This is a genomic window from Ruegeria sp. CE9 (genome assembly GCF_056537425.1).
In genome coordinates, this window is the sequence record NZ_JBQFRO010000012.1 from 115081 (window position 1) to 138695 (window position 23615).

Below are 23615 nucleotides of genomic sequence, written 5' to 3' on the forward strand. Positions count from 1 at the left end.
GCAAATGAAAGTACTGATTGTTGAGAGTAACCCCGATCTTGGTCGGGTCTGGCAACGGCATCTGCAAAGGCAGGACGCCGAAGTCACATTGGTCGAAACGCAAGAGGCCGCGATCCTCGCGCTCTACGGGACGGCCTTCGATATCATTGTGTTGGATCTGGTGCTGGAAACCGGCAGCGCGCTTGCCGTCGCCGATTTCGCCAGCTACCGCAGGCCGGATACGCGGGTGATCTTCGTCACCAACACCACGTTCTTCTCGGACGGGTCCATCTTTGCCCACAGCGCCAATGCCTGCGCCTATGTTCAAAGCTCGACCCCGCCCGAGGATCTGGCGGCGATGGTCGAACACTACGCCGCCGGGCGTTGATCCCTTCCATGCGGTTCTGAATAGTTCAACACCGGGTTCACCGGTACGATCCGGTGCGGATTGATGCTTTCGTGGCTGTAATGATAGTGGCGCACGATGTGGTTCATGTTCACCGTCTCGGCGACACCCGGCCATTGGTACAGCTCGCGCGTGTACGCCCATAGATTCGGGTAATCCACCAACCGGCGCTTATTGCACTTGAAATGCAGATGATAGACCGGGTCAAATCGGATCAGCGTGGTGAACAGCCGCCAATCGGCTTCGGTGATCCGGTCGCCCATCAGGTAACGGCTGTGGGACAGACGATCCTCCAGCCAGTCCAATGTGTCGAACAGCGGGCCAACGGCGGCGTCATACGCCTCTTGCGAGGTGGCGAAGCCGGATTTGTAGACCCCGTTATTGACGTCGGAATAGATGCGCGCGTTGACCTCTTCGATCTCGTCCCGCATCGCCTCGGGCCAGTAATCGTCGGTATTGCCGGTGACCCCGTTGAAGGCCGAGTTGAACATGCGGATGATTTCCGAGCTTTCATTCGACACGATGGTCTTTTCCACCTTGTCCCACAGGATCGGCACCGTCACGCGGCCCGAGTAATTGGGATCGGCGCGGGTATAGATCTGATGGGCAAAGTCATGCCCGAACAACTTGTCGCCCGTCGCGCCACAGTCGTCGGTTTCAAAGGTCCAACCTTTGTCGAGCATGTCTGGATGCACGACCGAGACCGAGATGTGGTCGCGCAGCCCTTTCAACTCACGAAAGATCAGCGTGCGATGCGCCCACGGGCAGGCATGAGAGACATAGAGGTGATAGCGCCCCGATTCAGCCTCGAACCCGCCGCGCCCCGAGGGACCGGGCGCGCCATCGGCGGTGATCCAGTTGCGAAACTGCGCGGCCGAGCGTTTGAACGCCCCGCCGGTGGATTTGGTGTCATACCAGGTGTCATGCCATTCGCCGTCGACAAGCAGGCCCATCATTATTCCTTTCGCATTGCGATTGGGTCTAAGATAGGCCGCTTTGCCTTGGGTGCCTATTTCATCGCGCGCGCATCTGGTCTGCGCGCGCGCACAGGTCTGGCGGGATGTCTGCGCAACAGATCAGATTTCCGGAAATCCAAGTGACGCAGTTCACTGGATTTTCACAAAAACCGGTCCAGAATAGAGTCAGTTAAGGGGGAAAGTTTATTATGAGTACTTATGTTTCAAAGGAAATTCGCGCCGAATTGGATGCGGCCCGAATCGCCACCCTCAAGAAATCCAGCCGTTTGCGGGTCGAATTTGGCGACAATAGCTTCAAAATTCTGACATTGTGGAAGGATGGCTTCACCGTCGAGGCCGAGACCACACCGCGTTTGCGCGGGTTGGTCGATATCTACGACGGGGCCAATCACCTGTACCAATGTCTGATCATCGCCGATGAAGAAGCGGTGGGTGAGATGCGTTATGAATTCAAGCGCAGCACTGTGGCAGCTGACAAGGCTCCACTGGATTTCTACCGCGCCCCGGATGCGCCGATTGCCTTGCTTGAAGCCCGCGACTGACGCGCACAGCTTTTAATCTCTGACCCTATTGCCTCGCCGCGCCACCGGCGCTCAAAAGGCATTGGTGCCACATGAATGCCGGGTGTTATCAGCGCCGTTTCATTCGGGGTCTGTCAGGGTCAGGTGCACCGGCGCCAGACCATCAATGCCCCCTTCGATGCGATCTCCGGCGACCACGGGTCCGACCCCGGCGGGCGTTCCGGTCAGAATCAGATCACCGAGTCGCAAGTGATAAAACCCCGAAAGATGGCAGATCAGCTCATCAATCTTCCAGACCAGTTCTGACAATGTGGCATCCTGCGCCAACCGCCCATTGACGGTCAGATAGATGCGCTTGTCATCCGATGGGCTCCACTGATCGGCGCGGGTCAGCGGGGCGAAGACCGCGCCGTTTTCCACGTCTTTGCCCAGATCCCAGGGGCGCTGTTTATTGCGCTCGCGGATCTGCAGGTCGCGGCGCGTCATGTCCAGCGCACACCCGTAGCCAAAGATCGCGGTCCGGGCCTGGTTCGCCGTTGCCTGAAAAACCGGCTTGCCGATGGCAACGGCCAATTCCATTTCGTGATGATAGTCCTCGGTACCCGCCGGATAAGGCACTTGTGCACCGGTCAAAACCGCGTTGGGTGCGGATTTCGTGAAATAGAACGGTGCCTGACGATCCACCTCATGCCCCATTTCGGCGGCGTGGGCGGCATAGTTGCGGCCTACGCAGAAAATCCGCCCGATCGGATAGGTTGCCTGTTCCCCTTGGACCGGGATGCCAGGAGTGTCCGGAATCGTAAAAAGGGGGGTGGGCATGATGTGCCTCCGTTTGTTTTAGACCGGGTTTATTGCAGATCGCCAAAGGCTGCCTTTAGCCGGGCGCAGGCCTCTTCCACCCGCGCACGTTGGGTGGCCAGATTGAACCGCTCAAACGTTTCACCGCCGGCGCCAAAACCGGGGCCCGAAGAGGTCGCGATTCGCGCATCCTCGCGCAGGCGACGGACAAACTCCTCGTGGCTCATCCCGGTACCCGAGAAATCGACCCATGCCAGATAGGTCGCCTGCAAGGGCATCGACCACAGGCCCGGTATCTCGGCAATGGCCGCATCGAACAGCTTCCGGTTGGCGTCCAGATGGGCGATCTGCTCATCAACCCATTTCGCGCCTTCCGGGGAGTAGGCGGCGGTGATCATCGCCACACCCAGCGCGCTGGGGTCGTAATCCAATGTGACAATCCGGTGCTTCATTTCGGCCCGCAGCTTGGCGTCGGGGATGATCATGTTTCCCGTGCGCTGGCCTGCGATGTTGAACGTTTTCGACGCGGCGGTCAGAGTCACGGTCCACGGGCGCGCTTCTGGCGCCGCCACATCCATCGGTACGAAAGTATTACCGGGATAGACCAGATCATGGTGGATTTCATCCGAGACAAGTATCAGCCCGTTGCGCTCCGCGAACGCCGCCACCGCACGCAGCTCATCCGGCGTCCACACCCGCCCCGAGGGGTTCTGCGGCGAACACCACAGCAGCAGCTTTTCAGACCCGTCCAGCCGCGACTGTGCATCGTCGAGATCCAGCGCATAACTGTCGCCATCCCGCACCAGCGGGCATTCCACGACGCGGCGGCCGGATTTGTTCACCTTATGGGCAAACTCATGGTAAACGGGCGAGAAGATGACCACCCCATCTCCGGGCTCGCTCCAGACATCCAGACACAGGGCGATCGCATTGCCCAGACCCTGCGAGGTCAGCACCCAATCGGTGTCGATCTCCCAATTGTGGCGGGTCTTCATCCACCACTGGACCGCGTTCAGATATTCCGGGTGCATCCAAGAATACCCAAATGCACCATGATCGGCGGCCTTGCGCACGGCCTCGATCACGCAAAGGGCGGTGGCATAGTCGGAATCAGCCGTCCACATGGCCAGCCCATCCTCGGGCGAGACGCCATAGAGCTGCTCCATCTTGTCCCATTTTGAAGAGTTGGTGCCCCGGCGGTCGATCAGGTCGTTGAAAGTCATGTCATCTCCATCTGTCGAGGCGAAGCTAACCTCAAATCCGTCATGTGCAAGGGGGCCGTTGCGGTGGCGGGCGCGATGGCCTAAATCAGCCTCATGAAACGCAATATCCTGATCCATCCCGATCCCCGCCTGAAAAAGGTCTGCGCGCCGGTGGCCGACATCACCGACGATCTGCGCAAACTGGCTGACGACATGCTGGAGACGATGTATGACGCGCCCGGCGTAGGTCTTGCCGCGCCCCAGATCGGTGTGCTGGACCGGTTGATCGTAGTGGATTGCGTCAAGGAAGAAGGCGAGGCCCCGCGCCCGCTGGTGATGTTCAACCCCGAGGTCATTGCCTCTTCGGACGAAACAAACGTCTACGAAGAAGGCTGCCTGTCGATCCCCGAGCAATATGCCGAGGTCACCCGCCCCAAGGTGGTGGACGTGACATGGATGGACCGTGATGGCAATTTTCAGCAGGAAACCTTTGATGACCTCTGGGCGACCTGCGTGCAGCATGAGATCGACCATCTGAACGGCAAGCTGTTCATCGACTATCTCAAACCGCTCAAGCGGCAGATGATCACCCGCAAAATGCAAAAGCTGAAACGCGAAAAGGCCCGCACATGACGGTGCGAACCTGCCTGCCATGGCCCGACAAACGCCTGCGCACCAAGGCTGAAGACGTCTCTGAAATCACCGACGACATCCGCGCCATTTGGGACGACATGATCGATACGATGGAGGCGATGCCGGGCGTCGGCCTCGCCGCGCCTCAGATCGGAGTGATGCTACGGCTGGCTGTCGTGGATGGCTCGACCGAGCGGGGCCGCGCCGTGCGCCTGGCCAATCCGGAAATCCTGCACAGTTCGATCGAGCTGCGCGAACATGACGAGGCCAGCCCGAACCTGCCCGGCGTGTCGGCCAAGGTAAAACGCCCGCGCGCGGTGACAGTGAAATTCCTCAACGAACAAGGCCAGATCGACCGCCGCGATTTCGTCGGCATTGAGGCCACCAGCGTGCAGCACCAGATCGACCACCTGAACGGGCGGATGTATTTCGATCGGCTCAGCAAGGTCAAACGCGACATGCTGTTGCGCAAGGCAAAGAAGATGGGGTGAAACCCCATCCTACGGAGGGACGGATGCGCATAATCTTCATGGGAACCCCTGATTTCTCGGTCCCGGTACTGGATGCGCTGGTCGATGCGGGGCACGACATCGCCGCCGTCTACTGCCAACCCCCACGCCCCGCGGGCCGGGGCAAAAAGGACCGTCCAACACCGGTCCACGCCCGCGCCGAGGCGCTGGGTCTGGAGGTCCGCCATCCCATCTCGCTGAAATCGCCAGAGGAACAGGCCAGTTTTGCCACGCTGAACGCCGATATCGCGGTCGTCGTGGCCTATGGCCTGATCCTGCCACAACCCGTTCTGGACGCGCCGATCCATGGCTGCCTGAACATCCACGCCAGCCTGCTGCCGCGCTGGCGGGGCGCCGCCCCGATCCACCGCGCGATCATGTCAGGTGACGCGCAAACCGGCATCTGCATCATGCAGATGGAGACCGGGCTCGACACCGGGCCTGTACTGCTGCGCGAAGCCACCGACATAGGTCCCGATGAAACCACCGCGCAACTCCATGATCGTCTGTCGGACATGGGCGCAGCGCTGATCGTTGAAGCACTGAACAAGCTGTCCACTCTTACGCCCAAGCCGCAGCCCGAAGAGGGCGTCACCTACGCCACCAAGATTGATAAATCCGAGGCGCGGATCGATTGGTCCGCCCCCGCCACCGAGGTTGACCAAAAAATCCGCGGCCTCTCGCCGTTCCCGGGCGCGTGGATCGAAGTTGACGACGACCGGATCAAACTGCTGGCCTCACGTCTGGCCGAAGGGCAGGGCACACCGGGCGAGGTGCTCGATAGCGACCTGACCGTGGCCTGTGGCGAAGGCGCGATCGAACTGCTGCGCTTGCAAAGGGCGGGCAAAGGCGCGCAGGATAGGGAAACCTTTCTGCGGGGCTGGCCCATCCCGGTCGGCACCCACCTGTCATCGGAGTAGACCATGTTCATGATCCTGATGGGCACCGTCGTGATCGCCGGGATCGTGGGCTATTTGTCTGAAAAGACCGGCTTTACCCATAACGGCTATCTGCAATCGATCATCATCTGCGTGGGCGGGGCCTTCCTGTTCTACTTCGTCCGCATCATGTTCGGCATCAGCTTTGGCCCGCCGGGGCTGGACGCGGTGCTGTCCTCCATCGGTGCGCTGATCATCGTGCCCACGCATTGGAGGAAATGAGATGCCCATCGTCGCCCTGATCATCATAGGTGCCGCCGCAGGGTTCCTCGCCACCCGCGTGATGCGGATCGAGGCTGACATTCCAACCACCATGCTGATCGGCATCGTCGGCGCTTTGGTGGGCGGTTTGATCCTGCGCACGCTGATCACCGTGATGGGGTGGCTCTCAGGGTTCATTGGGGCTGTTCTTGGGGCGCTTCTGGTGATCTGGATCTGGCAGACATATATCCGCCGCTGACCGCTTGACCCACACCCATAACTTCGACCAGTGTCCGGCTACGCTTTGTCGAAAGGTTCCTCATGTCCCATGATCTGACCACCGGTGACGTAGCCCTGATGGGTGTGCCGCTGGATCTGCATTCCTCGTTCCTGCAAGGCCCCGCCTTTGCCCCGGGCCGCATCCGCGAGGCGCTGCATTCCGGGGCTGCGAATCTAACGGCTGAGGATGGCACCGATCTGGGCGCAACCGACCGCTTCAAAGACACCGGCGATCTGGATGTGTTTGAGATGATGGGGCAGGAGCCTATCGACAGGATCGAAGCAGGCGCGGCTGCCCGGATCGAAACCGGCGCGCGGTTACTGTCGCTGGGTGGTGACCACTCGGTGGCCTATCCGCTGATCAAGGCCCACGCGGATCGGTATGAGGGGTTGAACATCCTGCATATCGACAGCCACCCCGACCTCTATGACAGCCAGCAGATCGGCCCACTGGGCCATGGCTGCCCCTTTGCCCGCGTGATGGAGACCGGCAAGATCAACCGCCTCGTACAGGTTGGCATCCGCACCATGAATGCGCATCAGCAGGAACAGGCCGACAAGTTCGGGGTCGAGGTGATCGACATGCGCAACTGGCGCACCGACCTGGAGATCAGCTTTGATGGCCCGGTTTATGTGTCTCTGGACCTTGATGCGCTGGACCCGGCCTTTGCCCCCGGTGTTTCGCATCACGAACCCGGTGGCCTCAGCACGCGTGAGGTGATCGACCTGATCCATCGCTTCAAGGGCCAGTTGATTGGCGCGGATATTGTTGAGTTGAACCCGCATCGCGATCCATACGGCATGACCGCCATGGTCGCCGCGAAGTTCGTCAAGGAAATCGGGGCGCGGCTGCTGACGCGCTAACGCTCGTCGCAGATCGCAGCAGTGCCAAGGCGGGGGGCGGAACGTGTCGTCATGTCATACCGGTTGGCCTCAGATGCCGTCATCCAGTGCATCTCGTCCTCGGACGCGGCATCCAGCGTGAACCAGTAGAAATCGGGATCGACACCGATATCGTCGAAATAGTCGAGGTATCGGTCATGTTCCGGGTGCCCTTCGGGCAACTCTGCCGCGATGTATCCTCCGCCACCCCAACTGTGGACGCCCACACAGGCGCCGGGTTCCAAAACGCGCCGATTGCCGGCGAGAAACAGATCAGTCCCACCTGACGCAACCAGCCCGTTTGACGGCACCACCGTATCAAACCCTTCCTCGCGCACCACGCGGCTGAACACCACATTTGCATCATCATCGACTGAGCCACCGATATTCTGCAGCACCAGCGTCTTAATCTCAGGGTTCTCGTCTATCACCTCTTCGAACGCACTGAGCGTTGTGTGGTCGATCGTGCCAGAGGCCACGATCTGATCCCCTTCGGCCCAGAAGCTGACCGGGGTGTAATCATCTGCACAGCCCGCCAGCAGCAGTATTGCAGCAAGATATGAAAGTCTAAGGGTCATTGTGATCTCGTGTCCGTTTATACCCTATTGCCGGGGCGGTCGGGCCTTGTAAACCGGCAACTGCCAGCCAAACAGCAGCGATCCCGCCCGCAGCGCCCAGCAGACCAAGGCGCATAGCCCCAGCGCAAGCAAGCCGTCCAGCCCAAGGCGGGTGGCAAAGACCGCAGTTATAGCCCCGGCAAAGGCGCAAGAGACATAGAGCTCGCCTTGTTTCAGCACCAGAGGCACCTCATTGCAGACCACATCGCGCATCAACCCGCCCAGACAGCCCGTGGTCACACCCATCAGCACCACGATGATGCCGGATTGGCCGAGCGACAGCGCCGCGCCAGTGCCTGCTGCCACCGCGATGGACAAGGCGAAACTGTCCAGCCAGACCAGCAGATTGTAGCGGCTCTCTACCAGATGCGCGGTGAAGAAGATCAGAACTGCAGCCCCGCAGGCGATCAGGATGTAGTCGGGTTGCCCAACCCAGAACACCGGATGCCGATCCAGCAGCACGTCGCGCACCGTGCCACCGCCCACGGCCGTCAAGCAGGCGATAAAGGCAAACCCCACCAGATCCAGCTGCGCCCGGCTGGCCACCAGCGCTCCGGTCAGTGCAAAAACCAGAACCGAGGCGTAATCCAGCAGGGCAAGACCGCTCACGCCTGCTCTTTCTTGGGCTTGAAGGGGGCCATGCCCGCGCGGGCCAATTCGTCGGCGCGTTCGTTCTCGGGATGGCCCGCATGGCCCTTGACCCATTCCCATGTCACGTCATGGCGCTGCGCGGCCTCGTCCAGCCGCTGCCACAGATCGACATTCTTGACCGGCTTCTTGTTCGAGGTCTTCCAGCCATTCCGCTTCCACCCGAATATCCAGCCCGTCACGCCGTTCTTCACGTAGGCGCTGTCGGTGACGATGGTGATCGTTGAAGCCCGCTCCAACGTCTGCAACGCGCTGATCGCGGCCAGCAGTTCCATCCGGTTGTTTGTTGTCTCGGCTTCGCCACCGCTCAACTCGCGCTCTTTCAGGACGGTCTCGCCCTCCATTGCGCGCAGCAGAACGCCCCAGCCGCCGGGGCCGGGATTTCCGGAACAGGCGCCATCGGTATAGGCAAACAAATCAGGCATGAGCAAACACCAGAATGAACCCGTCGTAAGACCCGGCCAACCCCTTGCCCATCCCCCGCACAGCGCGATCAATGGTGAAGCCAGCAGTGGTCAGGGCGTCCTCAATCTCGGGCTGAGTGTAATAGGTGTAATAACGATCAAGATCATCGCGATGTTCACCCGTACCCAGTTTCATTCCCAGAAATAACTGGCCACCGGGTTTTAGTGCGGTATGGATCGCGCTCAGGTGACGCGGGAAATCAGCGCGCGGGGCATGCAGCAGCGAGAAACTGGCATAAACCCCGTCATAGGCGGCGACTTCGGTGACATCATCGAACGTGCCCAGATGGGCATCGACACCATTACTGCGCGCGTGTTCGACAAAGGCAGGCGTGGCATCCAGTGCCCGGACCTTCAGCCCTTGTCGCATCAGAAACGCACTGTCCGATCCGGGGCCCGAGCCCAAATCCAACACATAGCCACCCTTACCAACCGCATCCGCAAAGGCCTGCCGTGCTTCAAGCTGTTCGGCGGGCAGGGGCATGCTCAGATAGTCTGAGACCCGAGTGGTATAGGCGTCGATTGTCCGTTTATCAGTCACAGGTAAACTCCCACCGCAAGACAGGCCAGCACGACCGCCGTCAAAAGCATGCGCAGCCGCATCCACCAGACCGGGGTCAGCCGCCAGTAGGCGAAGATTGCATCCAGCACAAGCAAGCCAGCAAAGCCCCACATCAGGTTCGTGCCAGCAGTCACCGGGCCGCCGCCGGTCTTAAAGAAGGCCCACAGTGCGGGCAGCACGGACAATGTGTAACACGTCGCCGCCTTGCTGCCCGAGGTCTTGGTGGCAAAGCCCCAAAGAACGCCAGACATAAAGCTCAGGATCACCGAGCCATAGAACAACTGAACATAGGGCCCCACGAACCGCGATCCCAGCGCCTGTCGGCCCCAGTCGTTCAGATCGCCGTTCAGATAGGTCAGCGCGCCCCAGATAAACGGTATCAGACCCGCCAGCCCAAGAACCAGCGGCGCGCGGGGGATACCGCTCATGCCGGTTCCCGCAACACGCGAGGGACTTTGAATTCGACGTTTTCAACGGCGGTTTCAACCATCTCGACGGTGACGTCATAGTGATCGCGGAACGCGTCGATCACCTCATTCACCAGCACCTCGGGGGCCGAGGCCCCGGCGGTGATGGCGACGGTTGAAATGCCTTCCAATGCGCGCCAGTCGATCTCGGTCGCGCGCTGCACCAATTGCGCATAGTCGCAGCCCGCGCGCGAGGCGACTTCGACCAGACGCCGTGAATTCGATGAATTTGGCGCGCCCACCACCAACAAAGCATCCGCTTTCGGGGCCACAGCCTTCACCGCCTCTTGCCGGTTGGTGGTGGCATAGCAGATGTCTTCTTTATGCGGCCCGACAATGGCGGGGAACCGCGCCTCAAGCGCAGCAATGATATCCTTGGTGTCATCCACCGACAGCGTGGTTTGCGTGACAAAGGCCAGCTTTTCGGGATTGCGAACGGCGACCTCGGCGACATCCTCAACCGTTTCCACGAGCAGCACTTCGCCCTCGGGCAGTTGCCCCATGGTGCCGACGGTTTCGGGGTGGCCCTTGTGGCCGATCATGATCATCTGCAGCCCCGCATCCGCATGGCGCTGCGCCTCCACATGCACCTTGGACACCAACGGGCAGGTGGCGTCGACATAGATCATCTCACGCCGGGCAGCGGTGGCGGGTACGGATTTGGGTACGCCATGGGCGGAAAAGATCACCGGGCGGTCATCGGGGCATTCGTCCAGTTCCTCGACAAACACCGCACCTTTGGCGCGCAAACCGTCGACCACGAACTTGTTGTGAACGATTTCATGGCGCACATAGACCGGCGCACCCCATTTCTGCAGGGCCATCTCAACGATCTTGATGGCCCGGTCCACTCCGGCGCAAAATCCGCGCGGTGCGGCGAGATATAGTGTCAGCGGCGGCTTGGTCATTGGGCGGTCTCCTTGCCCACGACAATTAGGTCTTTTCATTGCCATGGTCCAGACAGCAGCGCGTCATTTACCTGACATGAATCGCTGCTAACCAAAGGGTGTTTTTAGCACCTATCCCTTTAAAAGATGTGCGGCCAGGGCTTCTGGCCCTGGCCGCACTTAATTTCAACAAACCCCGGTTGGTGAGTGGCGGGGTTTGATATGGGTCAGTGCCCGCCGGCAGCCGCAACGCTGCGGGGTTCAGCGGGCATTTCACGCGGAGGGCGGCCGATCACGTCGCGCAGGTCCTCCAGCTCGATAAAGTTGTCGGCCTGACGGCGCAGCTCGTCCGAGATCATCGGCGGCTGGCTGCGAATGGTCGACACGACCGATACGCGCACGCCCTGACGCTGCAGGCTGGCAATCAGCGGGCGGAAATCCCCATCGCCCGAAAACAGCACGATATGATCAACACGCGGTGCCAGTTCCATGGCATCGACAGTCAGCTCGATATCCATGTTTCCTTTGACCTTGCGACGACCCATGCTGTCGGTGTATTCCTTGGCCGGTTTGGTGACCATGGTGAAGCCGTTGTAATGCAGCCAGTCCACCAGGGGCCGGATAGGGGAATACTCGTCATTTTCCAGTAGCGCTGTGTAGTAGAAAGCTCTAAGCAGTTTGCCTCTGCGCATGAATTCCTGACGCAGCAACTTGTAGTCGATGTCAAACCCCAGTGCTTTGGCGGCTGCATAAAGATTCGAGCCGTCGATGAACAGCGCTAGCCGTTCGTCTTTGTAAAACATAAAAATGGTCCTTCCGGTATAAGCCACCGCACCGTGGGTTCCGTGAGTGATAAAGTAATTGGTCAGCGCAATGGTGACCTTAAAATAGGCCTTTTGGCTTACATCGCAAGCATTCTCTGAGCGGAATATGGGGTTAAAAGTGGACAAATCATTGTCAAAAGCTGTCATCGCGCTGGGCGCAAATCTCAGTCTGAGAGGGAATGGACCCAAGGTGACACTTGAGCAGTCGCTCACGGCCATGGCCGATGCAGGTCTGGTGATTCGCGCTACAAGCCGGTATTTTGCCACCCCGTGCTTTCCCGCAGGTGCCGGGCCAGACTATGTGAATGCCGCAGTTTTGATCGAAACGGACCTGACCCCGCATGAGGTTCTGAACATACTCCACCGCATCGAACACGATTTCGAACGCGCCCGCGAACAGCGTTGGGGGATGCGGACGCTCGATCTTGATCTGGTCTGTTGGGACGACTTGGTGCTTCCGAATGACACCGCATATCACCGCTGGCTGACCCTTCCGCCCGAAGATCAGATCAAATCCGCGCCCGAACAATTAATCCTGCCCCATCCGCGCCTGCAGGACCGTGCCTTTGTGCTGGTTCCCATGGCCGATGTCGCGCCCGATTGGCACCATCCTGTGCTGGGTCAGACAGTGACACAGATGGTTGCCGCGCTGCCGCCCGGCGATGTGGCCGAAGTCACACCGCTGTGATCCTCGCATTTGCGGCATTTCCTGCTTGTCAAGGCGGGGATTCGCGCTTAGATAAACCCCTTCTTGCCACGGATTCATTTACGGAGAGCGCCTCATGGCCCGCGTTACGGTCGAAGATTGTGTAGACAAGGTCCCGAACCGGTTCGAACTGGTGATGCTTGCAGCCCACCGGGCGCGCGAGATTTCTGCCGGTGGCCCGATCACCGTTGACCGCGACAACGACAAGAACCCCGTTGTCTCGCTGCGCGAAATAGCCGACGAAACCCAAAGCGCCGATGAGCTGCGCGAGCGTTTGATCGAGGCCAACCAGACCCAGATCGAGGTTGATGAGCCCGAAGAAGATCAGATGGCCCTATTGATGGGCGCAGAGTCCGACAAACCTGCGGATGATGACATGTCCGAGGAAAAACTCCTGCGCGCTCTGATGGAGGCCCAGGGCCAGGGGTAAACCCCAGCGACAAAGGTGCGGACCGGATGATTTCAGAAGAAGACCTGATTGCGCTGGTCCGCAATTACAATCCCAAGACAAATGCCGACCGCATCTCACGGGCCTATGAATTTGGCCAGCAGATGCATGACGGGCAGTTCCGCCATTCCGGCGAGCCCTATTTCTCGCACCCCGTTGCCGTTGCCGCGATCCTGACTGAACAGCGTCTGGATGATGCGACCATCATAACGGCCCTGCTGCACGACACGATCGAAGACACCAAAGCCAGCTATGGCAAGGTGGCCGAACTGTTCGGGGACGAAGTTGCCAAGTTGGTCGATGGCGTCACCAAGCTGACTAATCTGCAGCTGTCCAGCCGTGAGACCAAACAAGCCGAAAACTTCCGCAAGCTGTTCATGGCCATGTCCAAGGACCTGCGGGTCATTCTGGTCAAGCTCGCCGACCGTCTGCACAACATGCGCACGATTAAGGCGATGCGCCCCGAAAAGCAGGTACAAAAAGCGCGCGAGACGATGGATATCTACGCGCCGCTTGCGGGTCGGATGGGGATGCAATGGATGCGCGAGGAGCTCGAAGACCTCGCCTTCCGTGTCCTGAATCCCGAAGGCCGCCAATCGATTATTCGGCGCTTTATCACTTTGCAGCGCGAAACCGGTGATGTGATCCACCGGATCACTGGCGACATGCGGCATGAGCTGGAAAAGGCCGGCATCGAGGCCGAGGTGTTTGGCCGCGCCAAGAAACCCTATTCGATCTGGCGCAAGATGCAGGAGAAGGATCAGGGTTTCTCGCGCCTGTCCGACATCTACGGCTTCCGAATCATCACCGGGTCCGAGGAAGACTGCTATCGCACCCTTGGCGCGATCCACCAGCGCTGGCGCGCGGTGCCGGGGCGGTTCAAGGACTATATCAGCCAGCCGAAATCCAACGGATACCGCTCAATCCACACCACAGTGTCAGGGCGCGATGGCAAACGGGTCGAGGTGCAGATCCGCACCCGCCAGATGCATGACGTGGCTGAAACTGGCGTGGCGGCGCACTGGTCCTATCGCGATGGTGTGCGTACCGAAAACCCCTTTGCGGTTGATCCGGCCAAGTGGATTTCGAACCTGACTGAGCAGTTCGACAACGAAGAGGATCACGAGGACTTCCTCGAAGCCGTCAAGCTTGAGATGTATTCGGATCAGGTGTTCTGCTTCACACCCAAGGGTGACGTGGTGAAACTGCCGCGCGGGGCGACGCCGATCGATTTCGCCTATGCGATCCACACCCGTATCGGCCATGCTTGCGTAGGGGCCAAGGTTGACGGCATTCGCGTTCCGCTTTGGACGCGGCTCAAGAACGGGCAATCGGTGGATATCATCACCGCTGATGGCCAGATGCCGCAGGTCACATGGCTTGAGATTGCGGTAACCGGCAAAGCCCGCACCTCAATCCGTCGTGCGCTGCGCGAGGTTGACCGCGAGCGTTTCATCAAGCTGGGCAAGGAACTGGCCCGTGCAGGCTTTGAAAACCTTGGCCGCAAGGCCACCGACAAGGCGCTCGACACCGCCGCCAAGCACCTGCGCCTGAAAGATCGCCAAGAATTGCTGGCCCGTCTGGGCAGTGCCGAACTGACCGCCCATGAGGTGGTCGAGGCCGTGTATCCCGAGCTGACCAAGGATGATGGCGATGCCATCTCGCCTCGACGCGCGGTGATCGGGCTTGAACCGGGCCAGAAGTTTGACCGTGCGCCCTGCTGTCAGCCGCTGCCGGGCGAACGCATCGTTGGCATCACCTATCGCGGCAAGGGCGTTGAGGTGCACGCCATCGACTGCGACCGCCTGTCCGAGTTTGAAGACGAACCCGAACGCTGGGTCGACTTGCACTGGCATGCAGGCACGCACCCCGCCGTCTATGGCGCGACGCTTGATCTGACCATCGGCAATGATGCCGGGGTACTGGGGCGTATTTGCACATTGATTGGCGAGAAAAAGGCCAATATCTCGAACCTCGAATTCATTGACCGCAAACCGGATTTTTACCGCCTGATGATCAATGTCGAGCTGCGCGATCTTGAACAGCTGCATTCGCTGATGCTGATGCTTGAGGCCGAGAGCGATGTGGCCGCGGTCGAACGGTACCGGGAAAGCAAGAAACCCGCCGTCGCGGTTGGCTGAGAAGGGGTGATCACGAGTGGTTTTCAAGCGCCGAGATCGCCGCTCAGCTGTCCAAGTCGCGTCCGAATTCGTTTATCCGCGCGGCGGCTGGACCCGCGCCTTTCATTACGTCAAGCACCGGGTCCGTCGCCTGCCTGACAGCCCCGAACGGATCGCGCGGGGCATCGGGGCAGGGGTGTTCGCAGCCTTCACCCCGTTTTATGGCCTGCATTTCGTGGTCGCCGCCGTGCTGGCCCGCCTGATCAACGGCAATATCCTGGCCGCGCTCAGCGGCACTTTCTTTGGCAACCCATTGACCTATGTGCCGATTGGCGTGGTCAGCCTGCAAACCGGGCATTTCCTGCTGGGCAGCAAGTACCGCAAGCATGACACCGACGGTCTGATGGGGAAATTTGCCGATGCGATGGGAGATCTCAAGGACAATTGCATTGCAATCTTTACGGATCGCACGGCCGACTGGCACGGGCTCAGCCGGTTCTATGATGATGTGTTCTTTCCTTACATGGTGGGCGGGATCATTCCCGGTATCGTGGCCGGAGCGATATGCGGCTATCTCAGCCTGCCGCTTATTCGCACCTATCAACAGCGCCGCCGTGCCCGGATCAAAGCGAAATTTGAACAAATCAAACGCCTTGCGCAGGCAGAGGCTGACGTTCCCCCAACAAAACCACTAGGCTCGGCCTCAGGGACAATGAAGGATTCGAAAGATGTCTGACAACCATTTGCGTCTGGGTGTGAATATCGACCATGTGGCCACGATCCGCAACGCGCGCGGCGGGGCCTATCCTGACCCGATCCGCGCCGCGAAACTGGCCGAAGAGGCCGGGGCTGATGGCATCACCGCCCATCTGCGCGAAGACCGTCGCCATATCCTGGACGCCGATATCGAAGGGCTGATGGAGGCGCTGACCGTACCGCTGAACTTTGAGATGGCCGCGACGGACGAGATGCAGAAAATTGCCCTGCGTCACAAGCCGCACGCCGTCTGTATCGTCCCCGAAAAGCGCGAGGAACGCACCACCGAAGGCGGGCTCGAAGTCGCACGCGAGGAAAACAAGCTGGCCCATTATATCGCGCCCTTGCGCGAGGCGGGCTGCCGTGTGTCGATCTTCATCGCTGCTGATCAGCGCCAGATCGATGCCGCCCACCGCATCGGGGCCGAGGTGATCGAGCTGCACACTGGCGCCTATTGCGACTTCCACGCTGAAGGCAAACTGGACGAAGCCGCGCGCGAGCTGGACGCCCTGCGCGAAATGTCCGCCTATGCCCATTCGCTTGGGTTGGAAGTCCACGCAGGCCACGGGCTGACCTATGACACCGTGCAGCCTGTCGCCGCCTTCCCCGAAGTGCGAGAGCTGAATATCGGCCATTTCCTGATCGGAGAATCCATCTTTCGCGGCCTCACCCCAGCCGTCCATGAAATGCGCCGCCTGATGGATGAGGCGCGGGGATGATCGACCTTACTTCGCTTGCTGTCACGGCGCTGGCTTTCTTTGTGGTCGCGGTCTCGCCCGGTCCCGCGAATATCTCCAACGCCGCCATTGCAATGAGCTTCGGGCGCAAGACCAGCCTCATCTACGGAGTGGGTTTGTCCTGCGGTCTGGTCTTCTGGGGTCTGGTCGCCGCCAGCGGCATGGGCGCGGTGCTGCAAAGCTCGCTTTATGTCCTGATGGTGCTCAAGGTGCTGGGTGGGCTCTACCTGCTGTGGCTGGCATGGCAATCGGGCCGGTCCGCCATGCAACCCGACGCGGCCAATGTGGCGGTGCCGGCCAATGGAAAATGGTTCTGGCGCGGGCTGGTCCTTAACCTCTCGAACCCGAAATCGGTGATCGCATGGATGGCGGCCCTGTCGGTTGGCCTCGGCCCGGATGACGGGTTGCTGTCGGTCGCCGCCGCCACCCTGATCTGCATCGCTGCAGGTTTTCTCAACAATTTCCTCTATTCGATGCTGTTCTCGGTCAGCGGCATGATGGCAGGATACCGCCGCTTCCGACGCTGGATCGACGGGGTTGTCGCTGGGTTGTTTGCAGTTGCAGGCCTCGGCCTTATCAAATCGGCCGTCTCGCGATGATCACCACCGGTTTCATAGCAATCTGGATCGCTTGGCTCATGGCAGGGGGCTCCCCGGGGCCCGCTACGATGGGTATCGCAGGCACTGCGATTAACGAAGGCCGTACCGCCGGGCTCGCGTTTGCGCTGGGCATCTGCGCGGGCTCCGCTGCGTGGGGCATCGCTGCTGCGTTGGGGTTGTCTGCCATCATGCTCGCCAATGTCTGGGTGTTCGAGGTGATCCGATATATCGGCGTCGCCTATCTGGGCTGGCTGGCGTTCAAGGCGCTGCGCCGGGCGCTGTCCTCGGATGAGGTCGCGCTGGGCAATCCGGTCACCGGCTCGCTTGGGACTATCTTTGCCAAGGGTGCTGCGATCCACCTGACCAACCCCAAGGCGATCCTCAGCTGGGGCTCGATCTACGCCATCGTCGCCCCCAACGATGCCAGCCTTGCCATGCTGCTGGGCTATTTCGCCATGCTCTACGCGGGTTCGCTGCTGATCTTCATCGGATACGCTTTCCTGTTTTCGTCCGCCCGCATGGTCAACGCCTATCGCCGCGCCCGCCGCTGGTTTGATTTTGCCTTCGCCGGTTTCTTCGGCGTGGCCAGCTACAAAATTTTCACGGTGAGGTTGTCATGAAGGCAATTACATATCGCGGTTTTGGTCCCGCATCCGACGTTCTCGAACTAACCGACATGCCCACGCCCGATCCCGCACCGGGCGAGGTGCTGGTGCGCGTCCATGCCAGCGGTATCAACCCCTCCGACGTCAAGCTGCGCGGCGGCGCGCGTCCGGGCGCGGTGATGCAATTCCCGGTGATCACCCCCCACTCGGACGGGGCAGGGGTAATCGAGGCGGTTGGCGACGGTATCGATCCGGCCCGCGTGGGTGAGCGTGTGTGGATCTGGAACGGCCAATGGCAACGCGCGTTTGGCACCGGGGCCGAATACATCGCGCTGCCCGCTGATCAGGCGGTACACCTGCCCGACACGACCAGCTTCGCCGAAGGGGCCTGTTTCGGCATCCCCGCCATGACGGCGTGGTATGCGCTCTATGCCGATGGCCCGATCTCTGACCAGACCGTTCTGGTCACTGGCGGTGCGGGTACGGTCGGACGCTATGCCTGCCAGATGGCAGCCCTGGGCGGCACGCGCGTGATAACCACCGTCAGTTCCGAGGAGAAGGCCACCCATTCCGGCGCGGATGAATGGATCAACTACCGCGCGCAAGACGTGACCGACGCCGTCATGGATATGACAGATGGCGCAGGCGTCGATCGCATTGTCGAGGTCGATTTTGCCGCCAATCAAGCCGCTTCGCTTGCACTGATCCGCCCCGGCGGCACCATCGCCAGTTACGCCTCGGCCTCACAAATGACGCCTCAGCTGGATTTCTATGGTTTCATGTTCAAGAACATCCGCTTGCACATGCTGATCGTCTACCAGCTCGACTCCGCCGCCCGCCGTCGCGGCGAGGCGCAGTTGGGTGAGTGGCTGGAACAAGGCGCACTGTCTCACGCCGTTGTCCCCGGCGGAAACCTCAGCGACGCGGCCACCGCCCACCAGATGGTTGAGACTGGACAAAAACTGGGCACCGTGGTGTTGGAGGTTTGATGTGATCCTCGGCATAGGCACCGACCTCGCCAATATCGAACGCATTCAAGGCACGCTCGACCGGTTCGGCGACCGGTTCCGCAACCGCGTCTTTACCGAGACCGAGCAAAGCAAGGCCGAACGCCGCCACGATACCGCAGGCACCTATGCCAAACGCTGGGCCGCGAAAGAGGCTTGTTCAAAAGCCCTAGGCACCGGTCTGCGCATGGGCATCGCGTGGAAGGATATGGCGGTGACCAACTTGCGCACGGGCCAGCCCGTCATGCATGTCACCGGCTGGGCCGCCGAGCGTCTGAAGGAAATGACCCCAGAAGGTCATGAGGCGATCATCCACGTCACCCTGACCGATGATCACCCCTGGGCGCAGGCCTTTGTGGTGATCGAGGCCCGCCCGCTCCAAGAAGCGCCCGCGCAGCCTTGACTTGCCCCCAACTGACCCGCATGTAGCACCCCAACCACGCAGAGACTGGAGAGAGCAGTATGGCCGAGGAAGCCAAATCCGGAAACGCCATTTGGGAGACGATCAAAACCATCGTCTATGCCCTGCTGATCGCGGGCATTTTCCGCACCCTGTTCTTTCAGCCGTTCTGGATTCCTTCCGGCTCTATGAAGCAAACCCTGCTGATCGGGGATTTCCTCTTCGTCAACAAGATGGCCTATGGCTATTCCTATGCCTCGTGCCCCAGCCTCATTATCCCCAGCGTTGGCCTCAACATCGATGCCGAAGACATCTGCGGCTGGATGCAAAGCGATGATAACTCGCGTCTGATCGGCGGCGACCCTGAACGCGGCGATGTCATCGTCTTCCGCCATCCGGTCACAGGCCGCGACTATATCAAGCGCCTGATCGGACTACCGGGTGATCGTATCCAGATCCGTGAAGGCCAAATCATCCTGAACGACACTCCTGTGCCGCAGCAACCCGACGGTGTGTTCACCGAAGTTGCCGAACCGCAGGGCCCGCAAGGCCTGCGACCGCGCTGTTCCAATGGCCCGGTCGGGATCGGTGGCGTTTGCGAAAAGAACCGCCTGATCGAGACCCTGCCAAATGGCGTGTCCTACGACGTGTTGAACATCGGCAATCAGGGGTCCGACAATACCGGGGTCTATACCGTACCCGAGGGCCACTATTTCTTCATGGGCGATAACCGTGACAACTCGGCCGACAGCCGCTTGCCGCAATCCGCCGGTGGCGTGGGCTATGTACCCTACGAAAACCTGATCGGTCGTGCCGACCGGATCATGTTCTCGTCTGCTGGCCGCTCGATGCTGTTCTTCTGGACTTGGCGCAGTGATCGCTTCTTCAAGGCGGTCAATTGAAGCTATCGGCTGAGATAAAAGCGTTCCAGCAACGTCTGGGATATGAATTTTCGGACCCTGAGTTGCTGGTGCGTGCACTGACCCATGGGTCCGTCTCTTCCGCCACACGCCCCGACAACCAGCGCCTCGAATTTCTGGGCGACCGGGTGCTGGGCCTTGTTATGGCCACCGCACTGCTGGAGGCAGACAAAAAAGCCTCCGAAGGGCAACTGGCCCCCCGGTTCAACGCGCTGGTCCGCAAAGAGGCCTGCGCCGACGTCGCCCGCCAGATCGATCTGGGCGCGGTGCTGAAATTGGGCCGGTCCGAGATGCTGTCAGGTGGCCGCCGCAAACAGGCCCTGTTGGGTGATGCAATGGAGGCGGTCATCGCCGCCATCTACCGCGACGCAGGGTTCGAGGCCGCCCGCGATGTCATCCTCGCCCTCTGGGGCGACCGTATCCACAAGGTCGAGGCTGACGCGCGCGATGCCAAAACCTCGCTTCAGGAATGGGCGCAGGCCCGCGGTCAGAAACCCCCTGCATATGTCGAGGTCAAACGCACCGGCCCCGACCACGCTCCGATCTTCACCATCGCCGCGCGCCTGCAGGACGGGACCGAGGCGCAGGCCACCGCAGGGTCCAAGCGACAAGCCGAGCAAGCTGCGGCAAAGGCGTTGTTGGAACAGTTGTCTTGATCCGTTTTGCGGCCAGATCATGAAGATCAGACCCGCCCAGAAATCCGATGCCGCCAGCCTCGCAGCCTTGTCGATTGAGGTCTGGATCGGAACCTACCTAAAGCGTGGTGTGAATTCCTTCTTTGCCGAATTTGCACTGTCCGAGTTCACCACTGCCCGGTTCGAAGCCATATTGGAGGAAGGCCAAGATCTCCTGATGGTCTCTGAAAACGAAGGCGGGATCGACGGCTATATTCGGCTTGCGGAAAATCGCATCGCACCTGTGGACGGGCTTTCTGACCTGGAGATCGTGACGTTCTACGTCCAGCCCCGCCATCATGGTAAAGGCATCGGCTCAGCGCTGCTCGACATCGCAATTGACTACATGCGTGAAAAACGGCGCCCGTCGATTTGGCTGACAACCAATTCTGAAAACACGCCCGCAATCGAATTCTATCTAGCTAAAGGGTTCCGGCAGGTTGGTGTCACGGATTTTCGCATCGGAGATCAAGCCTATCCGAACCATATACTTGCGCTGCACCCTTCGACTTAGCCGCGCGATCAAACCCGACCAGCCCGGCCGTCGCCCGCGCTGGCTAAGTTGGCAGCTACGCCCTAAAGCTCACGGACTGGTCTTTGCCCACCGGCATCCGCTATGCGACAAATGCCTCTGGCCCGTCCGTGCATTCTGCTATAGGGGTGCGCACTTGCAAACAGGATCGCAGGACACATGAGCACACGCGCCGGATTTATCGCCCTGATCGGAGAGCCCAACGCAGGCAAATCCACCCTTTTGAACCGCATGGTCGGGGCCAAGGTCTCGATCGTGACGCACAAGGTGCAGACCACCCGTGCCCGCATCCGCGGCGTCGCGATGGAGGGCGATGCGCAACTGGTCTTCGTTGACACGCCGGGCCTGTTCAAACCCCGCCGTCGCCTGGACCGCGCTATGGTCGCCGCCGCATGGGGCGGAGCCGCCGACGCGGATGTGGTCGTCCTGATGGTCGAGGCGCATCGTGGCATCACCGAAGGGGTCGAACGCATCCTCGAAGGCCTGGAAGAGATCGGGCAGGGCCGCACTATCGCTCTCGCGATCAACAAGATCGACAAGGTGCCCTCCGAGAAGCTACTGGCGCTCACCAGCGACCTGAACGGGCGTTATCCCTTTGCCGAGACCTTCATGATCTCGGCCGAAAAAGGCCACGGCGTCGATGATCTGCGCAAGTGGCTGGCTTCGGAACTGCCCGAAGGACCGTGGCTTTACCCCGAAGATCAGATCGCCGATCTGCCCCTGCGCATGATCGCCGCCGAGATGACGCGCGAGAAACTGACACTGCGACTGCATCAGGAACTGCCCTATCAGCTGACCGTCGAGACCGAGAACTGGGAAGAGCGCAAGGACGGCTCCGCCAAAATCGATCAGGTCATCTATGTCATGCGCGATGGCCACAAAGGCATCGTGCTGGGCAAACGCGGAGAAACCATCAAAGCCGTCAGCCAGGCCGCGCGGGCGGAGCTGGAAGAGTTCCTTGACCGAAAGATTCACCTGTTCCTGCAGGTGAAAGTCCGGCCCAACTGGCTGGAGGAATCCGAGCGCTACTCGGAAATGGGTCTGGATTTCAAAGACGGCAACGCATGACCCGGGCCAAGAATTTTCGTCGAAAATTCTCAACCCCTGCGGCTAGGTCAGTGCCATGACCCGGCTGACCGCAGAATTCTGGGTGCATGCCTATCTTGCGCGGCTCCGGTTTCAGGAAATACCTGCCTTTGTGGTGGCTCATGGTGATGACACTGCAGGCGCGGTGTTGATCAAACTCAACACGCTCGATGGGCGGGCCATGGCCTTTCAGCGCAGCTTTGATCTGATGAGTGGTGAACGTAAGTGGGTTGAACTTTCATCCGGCGATGAGCCCGATGTCGATGCCGCCATCCAACGCCAGCGCAGCTTTGATCCAGACCTCTGGGTGATCGAGGTGGAAGACCGGCAGGGCCGGCATCTACTGGGTGAAGAGGGGCTTGAATAGCAGAGAGGTCTTGGACCCTCGGGCCAAAGCGACTATTTTGTCGGCGATCCGGCCAGTAAGAACCGGCCATTCTACCAAGACCCTAAGACCCAGAGGTGATGTCGTGGCTGAAACGCTTGCTGAGAAACTGGAAAAGTCGGAACTTGGCCATTGGATGCAGCGCTTCGAAGGCTTCATGGTCTTCATCGGCGTTGTTGGCCCCTTCGCAACGCTGCCACAACTGATCAAGCTCTACTTCACCCATTCCGAACATGCGACCGGCCAGTCGCTGTTGTCCTGGTCGCTTTACGCGGCACTGTCGCTTCTATGGTTCGCCTATGGGTTGGTGGTCGGCAAGTTGCCCATCTATGTGGGCAACGGTATCTCGATGGTGCTGAACCTACTGATGGTTATCGGCATTCTGATCCACGCCGGGGTCACGTTCTGAAAGGAGCGATTATTCCGCCTCGCCGAAATAGACAAAGCTCATCTTGTTTCCATCAGGGTCGCGCGCATAAGCGCCATAGAAGTTCGGACCATATTGCGGTCGGTCACCCGGATCGCCCTCATTGGTGCCACCATTGGCAAGCGCAGCCGCATGTACATCGCGCACTTCCGCTTCGCTTTCACATAGCAGACCGACCATATTGCCATTTCCGACCGTCGCCGTTTCCTTGTCAAAAGGCGTTGCAACCCACATGGTGCCGCCCCCACGTAGCTCATAGCAGACAGCATGGGGCATGTATTCGGCGATGACCTTGCCGCCGATTTGGGGCACAACCGCGTCGTAATAGCTGCGTGCTTTGGTGACGTCATTCGAGCCGATCATGACATAGTTAAGAGACATATCTGAAATCCCAGCAATAAGAACATAAAGAGAACATT

Annotated in this window: 34 protein-coding genes; 23 read left to right on the forward strand and 11 right to left on the reverse strand. The window is 60.1% G+C overall.

Features of this window, described 5'->3' with window-relative positions; translation table 11 throughout:
- The first annotated feature begins 4 nt into the window (after positions 1-4).
- Positions 5-367, forward strand: coding sequence for a response regulator (locus ACR0B3_RS19585; RefSeq protein WP_170686650.1), 363 nt, complete (start codon positions 5-7; stop codon positions 365-367).
- Here the strand turns inward: ACR0B3_RS19585 and ACR0B3_RS19590 are convergent.
- Complete coding sequence (locus ACR0B3_RS19590) at positions 349-1338, reverse strand: glutathione S-transferase family protein (RefSeq protein ID WP_480810514.1); 990 nt, start codon at positions 1336-1338, stop codon at positions 349-351. The genes ACR0B3_RS19585 and ACR0B3_RS19590 overlap by 19 nt on opposite strands.
- Before the next feature lie 212 nt (positions 1339-1550).
- Here ACR0B3_RS19590 and ACR0B3_RS19595 point away from each other — a divergent pair, with 212 nt between their 5' ends.
- A complete protein-coding gene (locus ACR0B3_RS19595) occupies positions 1551-1904 on the forward strand; it encodes a hypothetical protein (RefSeq protein WP_170686652.1) in 354 nt (117 codons plus the stop codon).
- A gap of 99 nt (positions 1905-2003) precedes the next feature.
- Here the strand turns inward: ACR0B3_RS19595 and ACR0B3_RS19600 are convergent, their stop codons facing one another.
- A complete protein-coding gene (locus ACR0B3_RS19600; protein ID WP_480810515.1) occupies positions 2004-2702 on the reverse strand; it encodes a fumarylacetoacetate hydrolase family protein in 699 nt (232 codons plus the stop codon).
- A gap of 29 nt (positions 2703-2731) precedes the next feature.
- Positions 2732-3904 (reverse strand): MalY/PatB family protein, encoded by a 1173-nt coding sequence (locus ACR0B3_RS19605; protein WP_480810552.1) that lies wholly within the window; start codon positions 3902-3904, stop codon positions 2732-2734.
- A 93-nt stretch (positions 3905-3997) separates the two neighbouring features.
- Between ACR0B3_RS19605 and def (ACR0B3_RS19610) the strand changes: the two genes are divergently transcribed.
- From def (ACR0B3_RS19610) to speB, 6 genes are all read left to right on the forward strand, one after another.
- Positions 3998-4516 (forward strand): peptide deformylase, encoded by a 519-nt coding sequence (gene def, locus ACR0B3_RS19610; protein WP_480810516.1) that lies wholly within the window; start codon positions 3998-4000, stop codon positions 4514-4516.
- Positions 4513-5007: a peptide deformylase gene (def, locus tag ACR0B3_RS19615; protein WP_480810517.1), complete on the forward strand. Its 495-nt coding sequence runs from the start codon at positions 4513-4515 to the stop codon at positions 5005-5007. The genes def (ACR0B3_RS19610) and def (ACR0B3_RS19615) overlap by 4 nt, the downstream gene beginning before the upstream one ends.
- A gap of 23 nt (positions 5008-5030) precedes the next feature.
- The gene (gene fmt / locus ACR0B3_RS19620) at positions 5031-5945 is read left to right on the forward strand and encodes a methionyl-tRNA formyltransferase (RefSeq protein ID WP_480810518.1); all 915 of its coding nucleotides are present in this window, start codon (positions 5031-5033) and stop codon (positions 5943-5945) included.
- 3 nt (positions 5946-5948) lie between these two features.
- On the forward strand, positions 5949-6185 hold the full coding sequence (locus tag ACR0B3_RS19625) for a hypothetical protein (protein ID WP_039541692.1): 237 nt from the start codon (positions 5949-5951) through the stop codon (positions 6183-6185).
- A 1-nt stretch (position 6186) separates the two neighbouring features.
- Complete coding sequence (locus ACR0B3_RS19630; RefSeq protein WP_480810519.1) at positions 6187-6423, forward strand: GlsB/YeaQ/YmgE family stress response membrane protein; 237 nt, start codon at positions 6187-6189, stop codon at positions 6421-6423.
- Between the two features lie 62 nt (positions 6424-6485).
- The gene (gene speB / locus ACR0B3_RS19635) at positions 6486-7307 is read left to right on the forward strand and encodes an agmatinase (protein ID WP_480810520.1); all 822 of its coding nucleotides are present in this window, start codon (positions 6486-6488) and stop codon (positions 7305-7307) included.
- Here speB and ACR0B3_RS19640 read toward each other — a convergent pair.
- The 7 genes from ACR0B3_RS19640 to ACR0B3_RS19670 all read right to left on the reverse strand — a co-directional run bounded on the left by ACR0B3_RS19640 (position 7304) and on the right by ACR0B3_RS19670 (position 11773).
- Positions 7304-7903: a COG3904 family protein gene (locus ACR0B3_RS19640; RefSeq protein WP_480810521.1), complete on the reverse strand. Its 600-nt coding sequence runs from the start codon at positions 7901-7903 to the stop codon at positions 7304-7306. The genes speB and ACR0B3_RS19640 overlap by 4 nt on opposite strands.
- Before the next feature lie 24 nt (positions 7904-7927).
- Positions 7928-8551, reverse strand: a complete 624-nt coding sequence (locus ACR0B3_RS19645; RefSeq protein WP_170724443.1) for a trimeric intracellular cation channel family protein — start codon at positions 8549-8551, stop codon at positions 7928-7930.
- Positions 8548-9015: a ribonuclease HI gene (rnhA, locus tag ACR0B3_RS19650; RefSeq protein WP_480810522.1), complete on the reverse strand. Its 468-nt coding sequence runs from the start codon at positions 9013-9015 to the stop codon at positions 8548-8550. Before rnhA ends, ACR0B3_RS19645 begins: the two co-directional genes overlap by 4 nt.
- Positions 9008-9595: a class I SAM-dependent methyltransferase gene (locus ACR0B3_RS19655; protein ID WP_480810523.1), complete on the reverse strand. Its 588-nt coding sequence runs from the start codon at positions 9593-9595 to the stop codon at positions 9008-9010. Before ACR0B3_RS19655 ends, rnhA begins: the two co-directional genes overlap by 8 nt.
- A complete protein-coding gene (locus tag ACR0B3_RS19660; protein WP_170686663.1) occupies positions 9592-10044 on the reverse strand; it encodes a DUF3429 domain-containing protein in 453 nt (150 codons plus the stop codon). Before ACR0B3_RS19660 ends, ACR0B3_RS19655 begins: the two co-directional genes overlap by 4 nt.
- A complete protein-coding gene (ispH, locus tag ACR0B3_RS19665) occupies positions 10041-10991 on the reverse strand; it encodes a 4-hydroxy-3-methylbut-2-enyl diphosphate reductase (protein ID WP_480810524.1) in 951 nt (316 codons plus the stop codon). Before ispH ends, ACR0B3_RS19660 begins: the two co-directional genes overlap by 4 nt.
- Before the next feature lie 206 nt (positions 10992-11197).
- Positions 11198-11773 (reverse strand): LabA-like NYN domain-containing protein, encoded by a 576-nt coding sequence (locus tag ACR0B3_RS19670; RefSeq protein ID WP_170686665.1) that lies wholly within the window; start codon positions 11771-11773, stop codon positions 11198-11200.
- A 127-nt stretch (positions 11774-11900) separates the two neighbouring features.
- On the opposite strand from ACR0B3_RS19670, the gene folK reads away from it, so the two are divergent.
- The 15 genes from folK to ACR0B3_RS19745 all read left to right on the forward strand — a co-directional run bounded on the left by folK (position 11901) and on the right by ACR0B3_RS19745 (position 23178).
- Positions 11901-12482: a 2-amino-4-hydroxy-6-hydroxymethyldihydropteridine diphosphokinase gene (folK, locus tag ACR0B3_RS19675; RefSeq protein WP_480810525.1), complete on the forward strand. Its 582-nt coding sequence runs from the start codon at positions 11901-11903 to the stop codon at positions 12480-12482.
- Positions 12483-12576: 94 nt separating this feature from the next.
- Complete coding sequence (rpoZ, locus tag ACR0B3_RS19680) at positions 12577-12930, forward strand: DNA-directed RNA polymerase subunit omega (RefSeq protein WP_010437681.1); 354 nt, start codon at positions 12577-12579, stop codon at positions 12928-12930.
- Between the two features lie 26 nt (positions 12931-12956).
- Positions 12957-15089, forward strand: a complete 2133-nt coding sequence (locus ACR0B3_RS19685) for a RelA/SpoT family protein (RefSeq protein WP_480810526.1) — start codon at positions 12957-12959, stop codon at positions 15087-15089.
- 16 nt (positions 15090-15105) lie between these two features.
- Positions 15106-15804: a DUF2062 domain-containing protein gene (locus ACR0B3_RS19690; protein WP_170724435.1), complete on the forward strand. Its 699-nt coding sequence runs from the start codon at positions 15106-15108 to the stop codon at positions 15802-15804.
- Positions 15797-16543, forward strand: coding sequence for a pyridoxine 5'-phosphate synthase (locus ACR0B3_RS19695; RefSeq protein WP_170761856.1), 747 nt, complete (start codon positions 15797-15799; stop codon positions 16541-16543). Before ACR0B3_RS19690 ends, ACR0B3_RS19695 begins: the two co-directional genes overlap by 8 nt.
- The gene (locus ACR0B3_RS19700; RefSeq protein ID WP_480810527.1) at positions 16540-17160 is read left to right on the forward strand and encodes a LysE family translocator; all 621 of its coding nucleotides are present in this window, start codon (positions 16540-16542) and stop codon (positions 17158-17160) included. Before ACR0B3_RS19695 ends, ACR0B3_RS19700 begins: the two co-directional genes overlap by 4 nt.
- A 38-nt stretch (positions 17161-17198) precedes the next feature.
- Entirely contained in the window at positions 17199-17780 is a 582-nt protein-coding gene (locus ACR0B3_RS19705; protein ID WP_480810528.1) for a LysE family translocator, read from the forward strand.
- Entirely contained in the window at positions 17777-18754 is a 978-nt protein-coding gene (locus tag ACR0B3_RS19710) for an NADPH:quinone reductase (protein WP_480810529.1), read from the forward strand. Before ACR0B3_RS19705 ends, ACR0B3_RS19710 begins: the two co-directional genes overlap by 4 nt.
- Before the next feature lies 1 nt (position 18755).
- The gene (gene acpS / locus ACR0B3_RS19715) at positions 18756-19175 is read left to right on the forward strand and encodes a holo-ACP synthase (protein WP_480810530.1); all 420 of its coding nucleotides are present in this window, start codon (positions 18756-18758) and stop codon (positions 19173-19175) included.
- 59 nt (positions 19176-19234) lie between these two features.
- Entirely contained in the window at positions 19235-20074 is an 840-nt protein-coding gene (gene lepB / locus ACR0B3_RS19720) for a signal peptidase I (protein WP_480810531.1), read from the forward strand.
- On the forward strand, positions 20071-20748 hold the full coding sequence (rnc, locus tag ACR0B3_RS19725; protein WP_170686674.1) for a ribonuclease III: 678 nt from the start codon (positions 20071-20073) through the stop codon (positions 20746-20748). The genes lepB and rnc overlap by 4 nt, the downstream gene beginning before the upstream one ends.
- 19 nt (positions 20749-20767) lie before the next feature.
- Positions 20768-21280, forward strand: coding sequence for an N-acetyltransferase family protein (locus tag ACR0B3_RS19730; RefSeq protein ID WP_480810532.1), 513 nt, complete (start codon positions 20768-20770; stop codon positions 21278-21280).
- 177 nt (positions 21281-21457) lie between these two features.
- Positions 21458-22366 (forward strand): GTPase Era, encoded by a 909-nt coding sequence (gene era / locus ACR0B3_RS19735; protein WP_480810533.1) that lies wholly within the window; start codon positions 21458-21460, stop codon positions 22364-22366.
- 55 nt (positions 22367-22421) lie between these two features.
- Entirely contained in the window at positions 22422-22751 is a 330-nt protein-coding gene (locus ACR0B3_RS19740; protein WP_480810534.1) for a DUF1491 family protein, read from the forward strand.
- 103 nt (positions 22752-22854) lie between these two features.
- Positions 22855-23178, forward strand: coding sequence for a SemiSWEET transporter (locus tag ACR0B3_RS19745; RefSeq protein ID WP_170686678.1), 324 nt, complete (start codon positions 22855-22857; stop codon positions 23176-23178).
- A gap of 9 nt (positions 23179-23187) precedes the next feature.
- On the opposite strand, the gene ACR0B3_RS19750 is transcribed toward ACR0B3_RS19745, so the two are convergent.
- A complete protein-coding gene (locus ACR0B3_RS19750; protein ID WP_480810535.1) occupies positions 23188-23577 on the reverse strand; it encodes a VOC family protein in 390 nt (129 codons plus the stop codon).
- Positions 23578-23615: the final 38 nt, after the last annotated feature.

Coding starts and splice junctions, on each gene's coding strand:
- ACR0B3_RS19585 (WP_170686650.1), top strand. CDS start 5: ATGAAAGTACTGATTGTTGAGAGTAACCCCGATCTTGGTCGGGTCTGG.
- ACR0B3_RS19590 (WP_480810514.1), bottom strand. CDS start 1,338: ATGGGCCTGCTTGTCGACGGCGAATGGCATGACACCTGGTATGACACC.
- ACR0B3_RS19595 (WP_170686652.1), top strand. CDS start 1,551: ATGAGTACTTATGTTTCAAAGGAAATTCGCGCCGAATTGGATGCGGCC.
- ACR0B3_RS19600 (WP_480810515.1), bottom strand. CDS start 2,702: ATGCCCACCCCCCTTTTTACGATTCCGGACACTCCTGGCATCCCGGTC.
- ACR0B3_RS19605 (WP_480810552.1), bottom strand. CDS start 3,904: ATGACTTTCAACGACCTGATCGACCGCCGGGGCACCAACTCTTCAAAA.
- def (WP_480810516.1), top strand. CDS start 3,998: ATGAAACGCAATATCCTGATCCATCCCGATCCCCGCCTGAAAAAGGTC.
- def (WP_480810517.1), top strand. CDS start 4,513: ATGACGGTGCGAACCTGCCTGCCATGGCCCGACAAACGCCTGCGCACC.
- fmt (WP_480810518.1), top strand. CDS start 5,031: ATGCGCATAATCTTCATGGGAACCCCTGATTTCTCGGTCCCGGTACTG.
- ACR0B3_RS19625 (WP_039541692.1), top strand. CDS start 5,949: ATGTTCATGATCCTGATGGGCACCGTCGTGATCGCCGGGATCGTGGGC.
- ACR0B3_RS19630 (WP_480810519.1), top strand. CDS start 6,187: ATGCCCATCGTCGCCCTGATCATCATAGGTGCCGCCGCAGGGTTCCTC.
- speB (WP_480810520.1), top strand. CDS start 6,486: ATGTCCCATGATCTGACCACCGGTGACGTAGCCCTGATGGGTGTGCCG.
- ACR0B3_RS19640 (WP_480810521.1), bottom strand. CDS start 7,903: ATGACCCTTAGACTTTCATATCTTGCTGCAATACTGCTGCTGGCGGGC.
- rnhA (WP_480810522.1), bottom strand. CDS start 9,015: ATGCCTGATTTGTTTGCCTATACCGATGGCGCCTGTTCCGGAAATCCC.
- ACR0B3_RS19660 (WP_170686663.1), bottom strand. CDS start 10,044: ATGAGCGGTATCCCCCGCGCGCCGCTGGTTCTTGGGCTGGCGGGTCTG.
- ispH (WP_480810524.1), bottom strand. CDS start 10,991: ATGACCAAGCCGCCGCTGACACTATATCTCGCCGCACCGCGCGGATTT.
- ACR0B3_RS19670 (WP_170686665.1), bottom strand. CDS start 11,773: ATGTTTTACAAAGACGAACGGCTAGCGCTGTTCATCGACGGCTCGAAT.
- folK (WP_480810525.1), top strand. CDS start 11,901: ATGGGGTTAAAAGTGGACAAATCATTGTCAAAAGCTGTCATCGCGCTG.
- rpoZ (WP_010437681.1), top strand. CDS start 12,577: ATGGCCCGCGTTACGGTCGAAGATTGTGTAGACAAGGTCCCGAACCGG.
- ACR0B3_RS19685 (WP_480810526.1), top strand. CDS start 12,957: ATGATTTCAGAAGAAGACCTGATTGCGCTGGTCCGCAATTACAATCCC.
- ACR0B3_RS19695 (WP_170761856.1), top strand. CDS start 15,797: ATGTCTGACAACCATTTGCGTCTGGGTGTGAATATCGACCATGTGGCC.
- ACR0B3_RS19700 (WP_480810527.1), top strand. CDS start 16,540: ATGATCGACCTTACTTCGCTTGCTGTCACGGCGCTGGCTTTCTTTGTG.
- ACR0B3_RS19705 (WP_480810528.1), top strand. CDS start 17,199: ATGGCAGGGGGCTCCCCGGGGCCCGCTACGATGGGTATCGCAGGCACT.
- ACR0B3_RS19710 (WP_480810529.1), top strand. CDS start 17,777: ATGAAGGCAATTACATATCGCGGTTTTGGTCCCGCATCCGACGTTCTC.
- lepB (WP_480810531.1), top strand. CDS start 19,235: ATGGCCGAGGAAGCCAAATCCGGAAACGCCATTTGGGAGACGATCAAA.
- ACR0B3_RS19730 (WP_480810532.1), top strand. CDS start 20,768: ATGAAGATCAGACCCGCCCAGAAATCCGATGCCGCCAGCCTCGCAGCC.
- era (WP_480810533.1), top strand. CDS start 21,458: ATGAGCACACGCGCCGGATTTATCGCCCTGATCGGAGAGCCCAACGCA.
- ACR0B3_RS19740 (WP_480810534.1), top strand. CDS start 22,422: ATGACCCGGCTGACCGCAGAATTCTGGGTGCATGCCTATCTTGCGCGG.
- ACR0B3_RS19750 (WP_480810535.1), bottom strand. CDS start 23,577: ATGTCTCTTAACTATGTCATGATCGGCTCGAATGACGTCACCAAAGCA.